Source organism: Pandoraea aquatica, assembly GCF_902459565.1.
GTDB classification, from domain to species: domain Bacteria; phylum Pseudomonadota; class Gammaproteobacteria; order Burkholderiales; family Burkholderiaceae; genus Pandoraea; species Pandoraea aquatica.
In genome coordinates, this window is the sequence record NZ_CABPSN010000001.1 from 1,200,192 (window position 1) to 1,216,022 (window position 15,831).

General features: G+C 64.8%; 16 protein-coding genes. 2 read left to right on the plus strand and 14 right to left on the minus strand.

Annotated features, from left to right (window positions below):
* Nucleotides 1–83 precede the first annotated feature (83 nt).
* Both panH and panG read right to left on the minus strand, forming a co-directional pair.
* A complete protein-coding gene (gene panH / locus PAQ31011_RS05150) occupies nucleotides 84–1,058 on the minus strand; it encodes a pandorabactin biosynthesis dioxygenase PanH (protein ID WP_150574744.1) in 975 nt (324 codons plus the stop codon).
* A 79-nt stretch (nucleotides 1,059–1,137) separates the two neighbouring features.
* On the minus strand, nucleotides 1,138–2,838 hold the full coding sequence (gene panG / locus PAQ31011_RS05155) for a pandorabactin export ABC transporter PanG (RefSeq protein WP_150574745.1): 1,701 nt from the start codon (nucleotides 2,836–2,838) through the stop codon (nucleotides 1,138–1,140).
* A gap of 342 nt (nucleotides 2,839–3,180) precedes the next feature.
* On the opposite strand from panG, the gene panF reads away from it, so the two are divergent.
* On the plus strand, nucleotides 3,181–4,557 hold the full coding sequence (gene panF, locus PAQ31011_RS05160; protein WP_150574746.1) for a pandorabactin biosynthesis N-hydroxylase PanF: 1,377 nt from the start codon (nucleotides 3,181–3,183) through the stop codon (nucleotides 4,555–4,557).
* Nucleotides 4,558–4,634: 77 nt separating this feature from the next.
* Here the strand turns inward: panF and fhuF are convergent, their stop codons facing one another.
* The 4 genes from fhuF to PAQ31011_RS05180 form a co-directional block, all read right to left on the minus strand.
* Nucleotides 4,635–5,546, minus strand: a complete 912-nt coding sequence (gene fhuF, locus PAQ31011_RS05165; RefSeq protein ID WP_150574747.1) for a siderophore-iron reductase FhuF — start codon at nucleotides 5,544–5,546, stop codon at nucleotides 4,635–4,637.
* Nucleotides 5,543–6,304 (minus strand): thioesterase II family protein, encoded by a 762-nt coding sequence (locus tag PAQ31011_RS05170; RefSeq protein ID WP_150574748.1) that lies wholly within the window; start codon nucleotides 6,302–6,304, stop codon nucleotides 5,543–5,545. The genes fhuF and PAQ31011_RS05170 overlap by 4 nt, the downstream gene beginning before the upstream one ends.
* The gene (gene panC / locus PAQ31011_RS05175; protein WP_150574749.1) at nucleotides 6,294–6,521 is read right to left on the minus strand and encodes a pandorabactin biosynthesis protein PanC; all 228 of its coding nucleotides are present in this window, start codon (nucleotides 6,519–6,521) and stop codon (nucleotides 6,294–6,296) included. Before panC ends, PAQ31011_RS05170 begins: the two co-directional genes overlap by 11 nt.
* Nucleotides 6,522–6,620: 99 nt before the next feature.
* Nucleotides 6,621–7,367 (minus strand): 4'-phosphopantetheinyl transferase family protein, encoded by a 747-nt coding sequence (locus PAQ31011_RS05180; protein WP_174989949.1) that lies wholly within the window; start codon nucleotides 7,365–7,367, stop codon nucleotides 6,621–6,623.
* Between the two features lie 356 nt (nucleotides 7,368–7,723).
* Between PAQ31011_RS05180 and panA the strand changes: the two genes are divergently transcribed.
* Nucleotides 7,724–8,296, plus strand: coding sequence for a pandorabactin biosynthesis sigma factor PanA (gene panA, locus PAQ31011_RS05185; protein WP_217424836.1), 573 nt, complete (start codon nucleotides 7,724–7,726; stop codon nucleotides 8,294–8,296).
* Nucleotides 8,297–8,340: 44 nt separating this feature from the next.
* Here panA and PAQ31011_RS05190 read toward each other — a convergent pair whose 3' ends face one another.
* The 8 genes from PAQ31011_RS05190 to PAQ31011_RS05225 all read right to left on the minus strand — a co-directional run bounded on the left by PAQ31011_RS05190 (nucleotide 8,341) and on the right by PAQ31011_RS05225 (nucleotide 15,829).
* The gene (locus PAQ31011_RS05190; protein ID WP_174989951.1) at nucleotides 8,341–9,441 is read right to left on the minus strand and encodes a diguanylate cyclase; all 1,101 of its coding nucleotides are present in this window, start codon (nucleotides 9,439–9,441) and stop codon (nucleotides 8,341–8,343) included.
* 288 nt (nucleotides 9,442–9,729) lie between these two features.
* Nucleotides 9,730–10,086, minus strand: a complete 357-nt coding sequence (locus PAQ31011_RS05195; RefSeq protein WP_141571936.1) for a RidA family protein — start codon at nucleotides 10,084–10,086, stop codon at nucleotides 9,730–9,732.
* A 69-nt stretch (nucleotides 10,087–10,155) separates the two neighbouring features.
* The gene (locus PAQ31011_RS05200; RefSeq protein ID WP_150574752.1) at nucleotides 10,156–11,589 is read right to left on the minus strand and encodes an FAD/NAD(P)-dependent oxidoreductase; all 1,434 of its coding nucleotides are present in this window, start codon (nucleotides 11,587–11,589) and stop codon (nucleotides 10,156–10,158) included.
* Nucleotides 11,586–11,894 carry a (2Fe-2S)-binding protein gene (locus PAQ31011_RS05205; RefSeq protein WP_052252662.1) on the minus strand — a complete coding sequence of 103 codons (309 nt, stop codon included), beginning with the start codon at nucleotides 11,892–11,894 and terminating at the stop codon, nucleotides 11,586–11,588. The genes PAQ31011_RS05200 and PAQ31011_RS05205 overlap by 4 nt, the downstream gene beginning before the upstream one ends.
* Nucleotides 11,872–12,975, minus strand: coding sequence for an NAD(P)/FAD-dependent oxidoreductase (locus PAQ31011_RS05210; RefSeq protein WP_150574753.1), 1,104 nt, complete (start codon nucleotides 12,973–12,975; stop codon nucleotides 11,872–11,874). The genes PAQ31011_RS05205 and PAQ31011_RS05210 overlap by 23 nt, the downstream gene beginning before the upstream one ends.
* A 3-nt stretch (nucleotides 12,976–12,978) precedes the next feature.
* Entirely contained in the window at nucleotides 12,979–13,794 is an 816-nt protein-coding gene (locus PAQ31011_RS05215; RefSeq protein WP_150574754.1) for an ABC transporter permease, read from the minus strand.
* Between the two features lie 14 nt (nucleotides 13,795–13,808).
* Nucleotides 13,809–14,747, minus strand: coding sequence for an ABC transporter permease (locus PAQ31011_RS05220; RefSeq protein ID WP_246179345.1), 939 nt, complete (start codon nucleotides 14,745–14,747; stop codon nucleotides 13,809–13,811).
* Entirely contained in the window at nucleotides 14,744–15,829 is a 1,086-nt protein-coding gene (locus PAQ31011_RS05225; RefSeq protein ID WP_150574755.1) for an ABC transporter ATP-binding protein, read from the minus strand. The genes PAQ31011_RS05220 and PAQ31011_RS05225 overlap by 4 nt, the downstream gene beginning before the upstream one ends.
* Nucleotides 15,830–15,831: the final 2 nt, after the last annotated feature.

Below are 15,831 nucleotides of genomic sequence, written 5' to 3' on the forward strand. Positions count from 1 at the left end.
CAAAGACTGGCGCATGGCGGCCGCCGGGCCGCGGCATGCAGTAAATGACAGAGAGAAGACGTTTCGAAGCGAGGGAAAGACCGTCAGCGGTCGGCCCCGTGCGCCTGCGCCATCGCCACGACGACCTTGCGCGGCCCCTTGAACGGCGAGCGCGCGTGCGCCGCGAGCATGTTGTCGAGCATCAGCACATCGCCGTCCTGCCACGGGAAACTGATCTTCTCCGCTTCCAGCACGTGACGGATGGTCGCGAGTGCGTCTTCTTCAATGGGACTGCCGTCGCCGTAGTACACGTTGCGCGGCAGGTCCTCCTCGCCGACGACGTCGAGCAACGTCTCACGCACGTCGGGTTCGAGGTTGGAGATGTGGAACAGGTGCGCCTGATTGAACCAGACCCAGTCGCCCGTCGTGGGATGTTGCGCGACGGCCTGACACAGCTGGCGCGTACGCAGCTCGCCATCGTCTTTCCATTCGCAGGCAATGCGGTGGGCGCGGCAATACGCTTCGACTTCGGCGCGGTCTTCGGTGTTGAAGACCTGTGTCCAGGGCACGTCGAAACCGTTGCCGAAGTTGCGCACGTACATCAGCCCCTTGCTGGCGAAGCGCTCGCGCAGTGCTTGCGGCAGGCGCGCGTAGATGCGGCGACTATCGGCAATCGGCGTCTCACCACCTTCCTGCGCCGTGAGCACGCTGTAGAACCAGATCTTCATCGGCCAGTCGCGCGTGTACGACTGTTCGTTATGCAAAGGAATGTGCTGGTGAGGCGGATATTCGGTGGACGTGTAGACGCCTTGCGCGACTTTGCTGCGCGGCGTCGAACCGAATTCATAGGTCAGCAGCGAATGACCGAAAGACGCGGCGAACTCGCGGAATGCCGCATCGCCATCGACCTTGAACCCCCGGAACAGTACGCCGCCGTGGGTCGGGAGATATTCGTCCACCAGCGCGTGAAGGGCACTGGCGGCGGCCTCGATCGGCACACCGGCATCGCGCGGTTCGACCACCATCGGGAGGTCGCCATTGGTGCGCAGGGCGCGCACATCGAGCATCGTATCGAGCATGGTTGGATCCTCAACGAAACCGCGGCGCCACACGCGCCGCACTTTCATTGACGATCCTCGTGCCCGCAATTTAAGGGGTTTACGCGGACGATTGCGGTTTTTCTACATTCCCCGTCGTCGTCGCCGGATTGGCAGACGTCGACGCGACGGGTGTCGGCTCACCATCGGCGATCAACTGACCGTTTTCCATCTTCACCAGCCGGTCGGCCAGCGAGAAGTAGCGGTCGTCGTGCGAGATCACCAGCACGGTTTTCCCCTGCGCCTTCAGCTCGGGCAGGATCTCCCGATAAAACACTTCCTTGAACACCGGATCCTGATCGGCCGCCCATTCGTCGAACACAAGGAACGGACGATCCTCCACGCACGCCGCCACAAGGGCGAGACGTTTGCGTTGCCCCTGGGAGAGATCGCGCGTGGAGAACGCGCCGTTCGTCACGCTGACCTTGTGCTGGAGATGCAGACGGGTGAGCCAGCGTGCAGCGAACGCATCGATTCGTGCGGGATCGGTCTGCGCGTCGTCCGCGCCCAGCAGCGTTTCGAACAGGTGGAAGTCGAAGAAGATCGCCGAGAACAACTGTCGGTAGCGGTCGCGATTTTTGACGTCGACCGACTGGCCGTTCCACACGATTTCGCCGCTCTCCGGCACATATAGCCCGGTGAGCAGCTTGGCCAGCGACGTTTTGCCGCTGCCGTTCCCCCCGATCAGGAAGGTGATCTCGCCCGGACGGAACGTCAGATCGATCGGCCCCATGCGGAAGATTTCGTCCTGCTGCTCGTGGTAATAGCTATGCGTGATGCCATGCAGCCGCACCAGCGGCGCGCCGACCGTCGACGTCTCGGACGACGTGACGTCCTCCGTGCGCATCGACTCCGTCACCTTCTGAATGCGTTCGCTCGCGACCCGCGCCATCGTCAGCAGCGGAATGTTGTTGAGCATGGCTTCGAGCGGCGTGACCATGTACAGGAATACGATGGCGTAGCCCGTCGCGACATGCGCATTGCTCGACGTCGCACCGACCAGCACGAACAGCACCAGCCCGATGAGCGCGAAGAACAGAAAGCGCACCCAACTGACCGAGAAGATAAAGAGCGTCAGGCCGCGCGAGCGATTCTCGCGCACCGCCTCGATGGCGGAGCCCAGCACGCGCGCGAGGAAGGCGTCGGCACGACGTCGGTTGAGCTTCAGCTCCTTCGCGCCGGATGCCAGCGTCTGGAAATGCCCGAACAACTCGTCCTGACGCTGCCCCGCCGTGCGCAGGTACCGAATCACTTTCGTGTGACTGATGTGATAACCCAGCGCGCCCAGACCGATCGCCACGCAGGCCATCAGGAAAATCGGCCAGGACAGGATCGCCAGGTACAGGAAGCAGCCCATGACGATCGCGCCATTCATGACGAGCGTCGGCAGGCCGATGAAGAAGTTGGCGACGTGGTTGGCGTCGTCGGCCAGCACCGACTGCACGCGCGCGCCGCCCGTCGACTCGACCACACGCAGCGGCGCGTTGACGATGATGCGCGACACGTGCCGACGCAGTTCGGCCAGCGTGCGCTGCCCCAACCGCGTAAAGAGCGCCCCGGCGCACATTTGCGCGAGCATGGACAGCACGGCCAGCGCGGCGAAGCGCCACGCCAGCGCGCCCAGTTCCGCCACTGGCGCACCGAGCGCGCGATTGATCGATGCGATCAGCATGACGTTCGCCACGCCGCAGGCGAGCGAGGCAACTACAGCGGCCGCAAGCAGCCAGCGTGAAGCACGCAACAGGAACAGAAACAGGAACACGACGCTCTCCGCGGGTGATCCGTCGCACGTCCGAACGCCGTAGGGTGCGCACGGACGCCGGGCGACGAATCGCGATGAAAGGACTAACAAAGACGAACCAGGACAAGCCAGATCGGCGGATCGCAGGCGTAGGGGTTGGCTCCCCGCCTGTGCGCCCTCTTCTGGCTCCTCCGCTCAAAGACGATTCAGGACACCGAAAATTTGCCCGGCGCACTTGCCTGAATTTCTCAGGGGTAAATTTAAAGAAAAGCTCATCGTCTTCTGGGAAACGGATGCTTTGTATGGCATTCCCCCCGATCCCGGGTCCGGGTGAATTCACCGGATGACCTTGCCGAGGCCCTCATGCACGCAAGTACCGAACCGTCCACGACGACCAACACTCCCCCTCATTCCGTGACACACGACCTGATCGGCGTTGGCTTCGGCCCGTCCAATCTCGCCCTGGCCATCGCCCTCGAAGAGCACTGCGGGCAGCGCCTCGGCCCCGCCCGCTTCCTGTTTCTGGAGAAGCAGCCCGATTTCACCTGGCACGGCAATATGCTGCTCTCGAACAGCCGCATGCAGATCGCCTACCTCAAGGATCTCGCGACGCTGCGCAATCCGCGCAGCCGCTTCACTTTCATCAACTATCTGCACGAGAAGGCGCGGCTGTCCGCGTTCATCAACCTGCAAAGTCACTATCCGACACGACGCGAGTACAACGACTACCTGCGCTGGGCCGCGTCGCACTTCCACGGGCAATGCGCGTACGGCGAAACGGTGACAGGTATCGAGCCGGTGCTGGAGCGCAATGAAGTCGTGGCGTTGCAGGTTCATTCCCGCGACGGGCAAGGCGAGACGCAATCGCGTCGCACGCGCAATGTGATTCTCGGTGCGGGCGGCACACCCCATGTGCCGCCGGTGTTCGCTCCGTTGCATCGCGCGTCCCATGCGCGCTTGTTCCATTCGTCCCAATATCTGGCGCGCGTGGCGTCGCTCAGCGAGACGGCACCGCGTCGGGTCGCCGTCGTCGGCGGTGGACAAAGTGCTGCGGAAATCTTCCTCGACCTCGCCGAGCAATGGCCGCAGGCGCAGGTCGATCTCATTATGCGGGGCCGCGCCCTCAAGCCTGCCGACAGCAGTCCGTTCGTCAACGAAATCTTCGATCCGCAGTTCACTGACTTCATCTATGCGCAACCGGTGGAACAGCGCGAACGCATTCTCGATGAGTTTCGTAACACGAACTATGCCGTGGTCGACGACGATCTGATCGCGCGCATCTACGACGTGCTGTATCAGCAGCGCGTGGGCGGACACGGCCATCATGCCCTGCTGTCGTGTCACGAGATTCAGGAGGTGAGCGCCGACGGGGACCGCATCACGCTGCACATGCACGAGCGGCTCGCCGGACGCCCGGTGACGCAGCATTACGACGTCGTGGTGCTGGCGACCGGCTACGAGCGCCGCACGCACGAAGCCCTGCTGTCGGACCTCGCACCGTGGCTCGACGGCCTCGAAGGCGAGCGCGACTATCGTCTGCGCACCCGCGAGAACTTCCAGCCCGGCATCTATCTGCAAGGCTATTGCGAGCCGACGCACGGACTGTCCGACACGCTGCTCTCGATTCTGGCCACGCGCTCGTCCGAAATCGCGACGTCGTTGCTGTCGCGCGCGCCCTTGCAGGCCGATGCACCGACCCAGACAACGCAGGCATCGCGCGTCGCAGCACTGGCGGGATGAGTGAGCGTCATCGATGCAAAAACGGCACCGCAGCGGATTAGGCTACGGTGCCGTTTTTTTAAATTGGACGCGTTCGGCTACTGCGGTGCGCCGCCGGCTTGCATCGCCAGTTGCCGCTGAAGCTGCGCCGGCGTCATGGTCAGAATCAACGGACACGATCCGCACAGCAACGCTTCGTCACATCGCGTGCCCTTCCCCGCCAACTGATAGCGCAGACAACACACGCGACGCGCACGCATCGGCGTGGGCATTGCAGTCGACGGTGGCGTGACGTAACGCACAGTGCGATAGAGCGGATTATCGGACGTTTGACCGAAACCGGCGTCGCCGTCGAACAGCCATGCGTAATCGCTGGCAGCACGTGCGCTCAGTGACGGCACCTTGCGCATCTCACCGACGATGAACTCCAGCAGATTGCCCGCGTTGCTCCAGAGCACGCGCGTCGAAACGCCCGCCGCCCGTTGCATCGCCGCCATTGCGGCAGGTAAATGCGCCTGAAGCAGCGACGCAAAACGCACCTGCGCGGTAGGTGGTTCCTCCATGACATCGCCTTCACCCGGCGGCGTCCAACTGGATTCGGGAAAGCGAACCTGCACGGGCAATCCACCGCGCAGCACGATGCCACATGCGTCCGGATCGAGCGTCAGCGCACGACCATGCACGACGATAATTGCCAGCGCCGCCGGCGCCACAGCCCGGAAGTAGAACTTGCTCCACTGCGACATGAGCGCGCGCGGCTCGACGCCGGGCACGAGGCGGCGAACGCCGTCGAACATGGCGGGCATGTGGCGATCGAGATCCGCCAGACCGATGACGGTATCGCCAGGGCGAAGGTCGTCCGGCACGCGCGCGCCGAAGGCCAGTCCGGCACACAGCGGCCCCAGCTCGGCGCGGACCGGCGCGGGCAGACTCGCCGCGAGATCGAACTGCGCTGCGCCCGGGATCCGTTGCGCGAGCCTATCGAGCCTGTCGGCTGCACGCTCACTCATCGCGCCGCCGCCAAAGCGCGCGACGCGTGCGGTGCATGCATCGCCGGAGCCAGCCCGTTGGCAATGACCGCCAGCAGATGAGCGGGATCGTCGCGCACGAAGAAGTGGTCGCCGTCGAAGTCGGTGCGCGTATAGCTGCCGGTCGTCTCGCCACGCCAGTCGTCAAGGACTTCCGGTGCGAACGCATCGCGGCGTCCGGCCAACGCATGAATCGGCATGGACAGCGGCGCGCGCACCTGCGGCGACGGACGCCGGTAATGTCCGCACAGTTGGAAATCCGCCTTGATGACCGGCAGTACCATCGCCATCAGCTCAGGCTCGGCGAGCAGCGCTTCGGGCGTGCCGCCGAGCGCACGCATCTCGGCCAGCACCTCGGCGTCGTCGCGCAACGCGGCGTAGCGACTGTCATCACGCGTGGCGGGCGGACGGCTCGCGGCAACGAACAGCGCCGCCGGCGAACAACCCCGCGCATGCAGGCGATGCGCGATCTCGAACGCCAGCAGACCGCCGAGGCTGTGACCGAACAACGCGAAGCGCGTGCCTGACGTCACGTGCTGCGCAAGACACTCCTCGGTCAGTTGGTCCGCCAGCATGTGCGGGTCGTGTTGCAACGGTTCGTGATGACGCGTACCGCGCCCCGGCAGTTCGAGCGGGCGCACCGCCAGCCATGACGGCGCGGCCTGCGCCCAGCGCGCATATACCGTAGCACTTCCCCCTGCGCAGGGCAGGCACAGCAGGCGACAGGCCTCAAACGCCATTGCGTCCGTCACCCTGCGTGGCCAGATGTTCGCGCAGGCTGCGCGGGCGCATGTCCGTCCAGACCGACTCGATATGGGCCAGACACGTCGCCTTGTTGCCGGTCACCCCGACTTCGCGCCAGCCAGCGGGCACCGGCCGGTAGTCCGGCCAGATGGCGTATTGCTCTTCGTCGTTGATGACCACACGGAACACGCCATTCTCGTCGTCGAAACTCATCGATTACTCCTGTAAGCGTCCAGCCTGCCGGGGGCAAAGGCCGCGAGGGCACGGTGTGCGCCCTCCTCTGGCTGAAAGACGGTCCAGCGCCGGCGCAATTTACCCAATTTTCCCCTGTTGCAGCCAGGCCAACGCCGCCGAATAGCCCGGTGGCGCGGGCAACAGACGCAGTTCCAGCCCGCGCAACGCTTCGGCCAGCGCCGGGTCGTCCGCCCGCCAGGGAATCGGGCATCCGGCTGTGGCCGAGGGCATTGCCGCGTCGAATTTGCCTTCGACCGCCGACACCGCGCGCGCGACCGCGTCCACGTCCACGCTCAGCGCCGTGAGGCTGTCCTGCAACCCGGTGCCGAGCGCCTTGAAAATCGCCTCCTTGAGGCTCCAGACCCAATGGAATATCTCGTCCGCACGCGGCCCATGCCCCGACAGCGTGAAACTCAGCATCAGCAAGGCACGCTGTTCCTCCGCATGCAGGCAGACGTCCCACGACGAACGCGGCTCGGCAAGGGCGTCCAGTCGCTCGATATCCACGCCGACGCGCACGTCGGACGAGTAGGCCAGCAGCCCCCAATGGCCGGAATGACTGACGTTGAAGTCCGGTGGCCCGCCTCCGGCCAGACGGGGACGGCCCTGCGCGTCGGCCTCGAACGCCACCCGATCCGGCGGCACCCCCAACTCGCGGCCCAGCACGTCGCGCAACGTGGCCCGGACCACCGCGAAGCGCGCCCGGTCCTCCCCTTTGTGCAGCGCACCGAGCCGGAAATGCTCGTCCGCAGACAACCGCGAAGCCAGGCGCGCCAGGGCGCTCGAAGCCTCAGTAATCCTGATGAATTGCAAAGCTAAGCTCATTGGCATAACGAAATGACACGCTCCCCAATCGGTCGACATCTTGCATATCAAAATATCAATTGCAAACCATTCTCATTTTCACTATCGTTTACACCAAATTTACCGCAACCCCTGTAGAAAGTGGTAGCCCCACGGCCTGTCAGGGCGCGGCAACAGAAGTTCTGCAGTCCTGTCTTTTCTCCCTGCACCGTTGTGTCGGAGCGCGCCGCGTGCGCCGTTCCCGGCGGCGTTCGTCCTTCGTTTTGTCATCCGACTGCGTTCGTGCTCCTCAAAGGGTGCCGCAGTGTGGTCCCAAAGCGACAGTGCGTCGCTTTGTCACACAGAGGTGCGTTCGATGCCGATTTGGAGGCAAAAGCATGAGCGAGCAGTTGAGTTACGCCGGGTGCCCCGGCTGGACGCCAATGGGCGCCGACACGGAGGACGGTCTCGTCGGCCAGATCTTCGTGACGCACCGGCGGGCGCTGGTGGGACTGGCGATGCGCATTCTCGGATGCCCCTGCCGTGCCGAAGACGTCGTGCAGGACGCCTACATCAAGCTGTGCGACGCCCGTAGCGCCTGCCCGGTCCGGCATCCGGCCAGCTATGTGATGCAAGTCGTGCGTAATCTGGCGTTAGACGGCTACCGCCGTCAGCAGATCGAGAATCGGGTGTTTACGGTGGAAGACGAAGCCATCGACATGCCCGATCGTGCCGCCTCGCCGGAGGCGCAGGTCACAGCGCGTCAGATGATCGGCGGCATGCTCGACCGGCTCAAGACACTGCCCGAGCGCACTCGCACGGTATTCGAGATGTATTACTTCCAGGATTGCACGCAGCGCGAGATCGCCCAGTCGCTGGGGGTCTCCACAACGCTCGTGAACTTCATGATGCAGGACGCCCGTCAGGCGCTCACACCGTGGATCAGCGGCACGACCGAAGAGCCTGCATGAGCGGCGACGCCACTGCGTCACCGCGTCACTGAACCGCTAACCCGCTAGCGCAGCAGGACCCCGTCGAAGCCGACGTCGATATCGGCAATCACGATCCGGTCCTTCCCCGAGCGCTTGGCGGTGTACAAGGCGTGGTCGGCCATCGCCAGCCACGCAGTGGGCGACACCAGATTCACGGTGTAATTCGCCACGCCCGCGCTCAACGTCACGGCGCGCACCGAATCCAGCCCCTCGGTGGCGTTCGAAAACACCGCACACACCTTCTCCAGCTTCCGGCGTGCCTTCTCGGCGGATTGTCCGTCGAACAATACACAGAACTCGTCGCCGCCATAGCGGCCGCTCACGTCGTGACTGCCCAGCTCGGTCGCCAGCACGTCGGAGAGAATCCGGATTAGCGAGTCGCCCTGAAGATGACCGTGCAGGTCGTTGATTTCCTTGAACCCGTCGATGTCGATGAGCGCGATGCTCGCGGTCCCCGTGCGTCCAAGCCGCTTCTCGGCGAAACAACTCGTGAGCGCGCGCATCCATGAACGGCGGTTGAGCAGCGACGTCAGGTCGTCCTGATCGCTGATCCGGCGCAGCGCCCGCTCGCTCTTCGAGAGCCGCTTCGCCAGACGATAGCTCGTGAGGCCGACCAGTGTGGGATAGATCAGCAACAAAGGCAGGCTCGCGACCAGTTCCGAGAAAGGAATGTCCGTTCGGATCGTGAAGCCCAGCACCGTGCCCGTCAGAATGCCGCCCACCAGCATGGCCAGAATGCCGTCGCGCAACAACCGGTATCCGCCGGCCGACGCGTTGTGCATCAGCAGCACCGAGACGAGCACGGCGGACGGCACGCCGCTGACATGCATCGCCACCACCCAGCCGCCGCCGAAGGCCGAGTCGCACAGCAGATTTCGGCGCTCGGCCGACACCGGATCGGCCGAGGACATGGCGATGGCGTGCGCGAACGCCGGCCAGAGAAACGCGTTGAGCGCCCAGATCCCGTAACCGAAATGCGAAGCGCCCGCGTGCCGGATGGCCGTGAACACGGCGATGGCGCTCAGCGCGCATCCCAGACTGCGCAGCCCCAGTACACGACGAGAGAAGTCCCGCCCCTTCTGGGCTTGGGATCGCGTGATCTGCTCGCTCGATGGATCCGTCATGTCGCCAACGTCTGGGCGGTTGGAGGTGAAAGTGCGGTGAACAATTACGGAGGGGGCTTTGACTTGCTGCATGCAACCTGCCGACCCGCGCATTATGCCTGCGCGGCTCCGCTTCCAGACGCGCATGGGGATCAATCCACAGACGCAACAAATTCACCAATGCGTTGACTTCTGCTCGATCATCGCCCCAAGAAAAAAGGCCCGCAACGACTGGCGGGCCTTCGTCCTGCACGCGGTACGGTCAGCCGCGAACTTTCAGCTTCGGACTTTCAACTTCGGACGTTCAACTTACTTCGCTGCCGCGATCACGGCGATTTCGACGAGCAGGTCGGGCGCAGCCAGACGCGACTCCACGGTTGCGCGCGTCGGCGTGTTGCCGGGGCTCGTCCACGCGTCCCACACGGCGTTCATGCCTGCGAAATCCGACTCGATGTCCTTGAGCCACACCTGCGCCGACAGCAGACGCGACTTGTCGATGCCGGCGTCCTTCAGATAGCCGTCGATCTTGGCCAGCACCTGCTGCGTCTGACCGGTGATGTCCTGGCTGCGGTCGTCGGCCGTCTGGCCGCCGATGTACACCGTTCCGTTATGCACCACGACACGGCTCATCCGTGCATTCGTGTGATGGCGTTGAATGTCGCTCATTAATACGTCTCCAAAAAGGAATGAGAAGCGGAATAAAAAGGAGCAGGCGAGCGGCGCAAGCCATCTCGCCTACTTGGGGAAACCTGCTCGTTCGCTCAGGAATTCGGGGGCAACGACCGCCGACGCGAGTTCGCCCAGTGTCACCGGCTTGATCGGCGGACGGATACGGTAGTAGCCGACTTCCGGCACCGCGCAACCTTGCGCCTGCGCCAGCAGCTCGGCGACGGTCATGCCGCAGAAGCGCCCCTGACACGGGCCCATGCCACAACGCGAGAAGCTCTTGGTCTGGTTCGGGCCGACGCAGCCCAGTCCGGCCATGCGACGCACGTCGCCCGCCGTCACCTCCTCGCAACGGCACACGATGGTGCTGTCGTCGGCCGGGGCGCGAAAGCCGTCCGCCGGTCGGTAAAGCGCGTCCAGGAACGGACGAATCGATGTGTGCGACGCCAGCTCGCGGCGCAGCGACAGTGCACGCGAATCCCGCTTCGCGGTGTCGAGCTTGCCAAGCATCGTGGCAGCCTGCGTGGCCGCAAGACGCCCCGACGGATCAGCGGCCAACGCACCGCCGATGCCCGCACCGTCGCCCGCGACGAAAATGCCGGGCACGCTCGTCTCGCCCCATGCGTCGGTCTTCGGCCGCCAGCACAGCTGCGCGTCGTCCCAAACATGCTCGCAACCGATCGAGCGCGTGACCTGCGTGTTCGGAATCACGCCCTGATGCAGCAGCACCAGCGCCGTATCGATACGTTGTGTCTTGCCGTCCACGATGTATTCGATGGCCTCGGCCTGCGTCGCGCCGAGTACGCGCAGCGACGTCACATGCTTCACGTGCTGCACGCCCGCCGCACGAATCGCACGCAGCAGCCTGAGGCCCTTCATCAGATAGGACGGGGCACGCAACGCCCCGCCCGCATGACGCAGCGCCTCCCGACGTGCCCCCGGCTCGGCAGTGTCGAGAATCGCGCGCACCGGCACACCGGCGTTGATCAGTTGCCATGCGAACAGATACAGCAGCGGTCCGCATCCGGCCAGCACTGCGGGTGTGTCCGGCACGAGCGCTGAGGCCTTGAGCAACGTCTGCGCGGCCCCCACGCCCATCACGCCGGGCAACGTCCACCCCGGAATCGGGAACGGGCGCTCCTGCGCACCGCTGGCCAGCACGATGGCCCCGGCTTCGATCTGCAACGTCCCGCCGCCCGCGCTCTGCCGCGTGACGGAAACACGCTTGTCGGTGCTGATCTGCCACGCGAGTGTTTGCGGCCAATAGGCGATGCCCGCCTCGGTGAACGCATCGACCAACGCACGCCCGCGCAGATAGTCCGGTCCGAGCACGCCCGGATCGGCCAGCGGAGAACGGCTCACGCTACGGTAAATCTGCCCGCCGGGCAGGGTGTTTTCATCGACGACCAGCGGCGTCAGGCCATGACGCTTCGCTTCGAGCGCCGCCGCGAGTCCCGCAGGACCGGCACCGACGACCAACAAATCCACACGCATCGAACTCATGCCACACTCCTTGCGCCGTCCATGCGACGCACTTGCATCCCCTCGCGCACGGGCGTCATGCAGCCCTGCCGGTTCGGGACACCGTCGATCTCCACGAGACAATCGAAGCACACACCCATCATGCAGAACGGTGCGCGCTCGCTGCCCGTCACGGGCGTGGTGCGGCACGCCGTCACGCCCGAAAAGAGCAAGGCGGCCGCCACGTTCATATCCGTGGGCACATCGACCGGCATATCGTCGATGAACATCCGCACCGTCGCGCCATCCTTGCGCGCCAGCGACTTAAGCAGCGAAACGTTTGGCATAGAAATGGTCCAGAAGCGCGGGGCGCTCAGCGCCGAGAATCCAAGGCGCGATGGTTTCACAGTGAGCGGCGGCAAGCGTCACGCCGCTGTGGCAGGTCGCGAGGAACGCGCCGGGACAAGACTCGGAGGCTTCGTAGATCGGCAGGCCGTCGCCCGTCATCACGCGCAACGCACCCCACGCGCGCACGACGCGCACATTCTTGAGGATGGGGAACGGCGCGATGCCGCGTCGCGCGATGTCGGCCAGCACGTCCGGCGTCACACCATCGTTGAAGCCGACGTCCTCGGCCGAGTCGCCGAGCATGACTGAGCCTTCGACGGTCTGGCGCACGTAAATCGTCGGATAGTCGAGGAACGGTTTGACTCGCTCCGTCACGATGATCTGCCCGCGCAACGGCTTGACCGGCGCGCTCAGCCCCACCATCGGCGCGAGGTCGCGATTGCCCAGCCCTGCGGCAAGCACGACGCGCCCGGCTTCGAACGATGTGTCGCCCATGCTCACGCGAAACGCACCGCTGCCCAGTTGTCGGATGTCCGTCACCCGCAAGTTCGGCGCGTACTCGCCGCCCGCCTGCTCGAACGCGGCGAACAGCGCGCGCAGCGTGTACAGGGGGCTGACGTGTCCGTCGTTGGGCGAATAGATCGCACCGTACACGTCGGGGCCGACGGCGGGCAGACGTTCCGCCAGCGCATTGTGATCGAGCACTTCGTAGACCAGCGCAGGCTCGGCCTCCTTGAGCTTGCGCATGCTCTCGACCTTGACGGCCAGTTCCTCGGCCGTCTGCGCGATGTTGAAGCCGCCGGGGCGTTGAAAGCCGACGTCCACACCGGTGCGTGCGAACAGCTCGTCGGCCATCCCCTGCCAGGTGTTCGCCGAGTGCAGCGACCAGCGGGCATAGTTGGTGCAGGTGCCTCCCTTGCCCTGCACCCAGACCAACCCGAAGTTGCCGCGCGCGGCTCTCAGCGAGTTGTCTTCGCCATCGCAAACGACGACGCGTTGTCCGCGCTTGGCAAGCCCGTAGGCGATTGCCATGCCGACGAGGCCACCGCCGATGACGGCGATATCGTATGTCTTTTGCATGTTTTAGTGATTTCCAACCAGAACCTTGTTCAATCCGTAGATGCGGTCGAGGATCAGCATGACCGCCAGCGTCACCCCAACGAGCAACGTTGAAATCGCGGCGACGCTCGGATCGACCGTCTCGCTCATATTCATGTAGATGCGCACGGGCAGCGTGATCGTCTCGGGCGACGTGACGAAAATCGTGGCCGTCAGCTCGTCGAAGCTGTTGATGAACGCCAGCACCCAGCCACCCGCCACGCCCGGCAGAATCGCGGGCAGCGTGATGCGACGGAACGTCGTCCAGCGCCCTGCCCCGAGCGAGCGCGCAGCACGCTCGCCTTCGTCGGCCTGCCCCACGAGCGCCGCCATGATCAGGCGCAGCGCATACGGGAAGATCAGCAGCGCATGGCACGCGACCAGACTCTCGAACGAGCCGCCCATGTCGAGCAGCGTGAACAGGCGCAGGAACGCAATGCCCAGCACCACCGGCGGAATCATCAGCGGCGAGAGCAGAAACGAGTTGATCGCGTCGCGCCCCGGGAAGCGGTAGCGCGCCAGTCCCATGGCGGTGGGCACGGCAAGCGCCGTCGACACCGTGGCCGACATCACACCCAGCCACAGACTCGTGCGCAACGCCGACTGAAAGTCCTCGTCGCTCATCAGCGATTCGAACCAGCGCAGCGAGAAGTGCTTCGTCGGAATCGAGAGGAAGTTGTCCGGCGTGAACGCCACCAGACACACGACGACCAGCGGCGCGAGGATAAAGACGAGAAACAGCACGTGGAACGCCAGCGCACCCGCGCCGTTGCGATCGTACTGAGCATCGAGCTGATTCATGTGATGACCTCCCGTCAGCCGAGACGGCGCGTGAAGCGCTTCTCAAGAGCGCGGTTGTAACCGCTGATGATGAGCACGTTGACGATCAGCAGCACGATGGCAATCGCCGCGCCCAGCGGCCAGTTCAGCGTGCCGAGGAATTCGTCGTACGCCGTGGTCGCCACCACTTTCAGACGGCGTCCACCGATGAGCGCCGGTGTTGCGAACGCACTCGCCGTGAGCGCGAACACGATCAGGCTGCCCGAGAGAATGCCCGGCGTGATCTGCGGCAGCACCACACGCCACATCACCGTCGCGCGACCTGCACCGAGCGAGCGGGCCGCATGCGCCACGGCGGGGTCCAGTCGCGTGAGCGATGTCCACACCGACAGCACCAGCAACGGCACGAGCACATGCACCAGCGCCACCGTGACCGCGCCCATCGTGAACAACATCTGCAACGGATGATCGATGAGGCCGAGCTTCGTGAGCACGGCATTGATCAGCCCTTCCCGACCGAGCAGGATCGACCAGCCGAGCGTGCGCACCACGACCGAGATCAGCAGCGGACCGAGCACGAGCACCAGACACAGCGAGCGCCACGGATCGCGCATGCGGAACAGAAAGTACGCCTCGGGCACACCGATCAGCACACACAGCAGCGTCACGCCGACCGACAGCAGCAACGTGCGCAGGAAAATCTCGTAGAAGTAGCTGTCCGTGAGAATGTCGACGTAATGCTGCAACGACACCGTCGGCAGAATGCCCCCCGAGTTCGGGTCGAAGCCGCGCAGGCTGAGAACGAACGTCAGCACGAGTGGCACGGCCAGCAGCACGAGGAAGTACAGCGTCGCAGGCGCGACCAGCGTCCATGCCGAGCGACGCTGAGCGGCGATCTCGGGCGATACCGATGCCGAGGGCTTCGCTGCCTCCACCGTCGGCACGCCGGGTGGCGTAGACGTCGCGGCGTTCATGCGCTCTCCTGCACGAGACGCAGCGCGTCGTCGGCCCAGTCGAGACCGACGGCGTCGCCGTCGTTGGCCGCGACCGCACCGTCGTTCGACACGAGCACGCGCAGCTCACCCAGCGCGGTCGACACCGTCAGCACCCAGTGATTGCCGTGGAAGCTGCGCTGCGCGACACGTCCCGGCACACGCCCGGCGGTCGCCGACGTGAGTCGGATTCGCTCGGGACGAAGACAGAACGTGACAGCCGAATTCGCGGCCTCCGACGCCGCGAGACCCGCTTGTGCAGGCGACACCACCAGCCGCAGCCCTTGCACTTCCAGCAGCGCCACGCCACCGCGCACGTCGAGCTGACCGGTGATGAGATTGGTCTGTCCGATGAAGTTCGCGGCAAACGTCGCGCGCGGGTCTTCGTACACTTCGTGCGGCGTGTCGATGCGAACCACACGTCCCGCGTTGAGCAGCACCACCCGATCGCTGATCGCGAGCGCTTCGGCCTGATCGTGCGTGACCATGATCGTGGTCGTGCCGACCTTGCGCTGAATCGCGCGCAACTCGTCCTGCATCTGTTCGCGCAGCTTGGCGTCCAGATTCGAGAGCGGTTCGTCGAGCAACAGCACGGGCGGTGCAATGACCATCGCCCGTGCCAGCGCCACGCGCTGACGCTGCCCGCCCGAGAGTTCTCGGGGATAGCGTTGCGCGTGCGCACCGAGGTGCACAAGCTCCAGCGCGTCCTTCACGCGGCGTTGCTTCTCGCCGGCATCCACGCGTCGCATGTCCAGACCGAACGCCACGTTCTGCGCCACCGTCATGTGCGGAAACAGCGCGTAGCTCTGGAAGACGATGCCCAGCCCGCGCTTCTCGGGCGGCACGGGTGTGAGGTCGCGGCCTTCGAGCAGAATCCGGCCGGACGTCGGTGCGACGAAGCCCGCGATCATCTGCAACGTGGTGGTCTTGCCGCAGCCCGACGGCCCCAGCAGGGAAATGAACTCGCCCTGCGCAATCGAGAGATCGACGCCCTCGACGGCCACCGTGTCGCCAAAGCGCTTGCCGAGATTTTCAACGCGTAAGTAAGGGGTGCTGGTGCTCATGT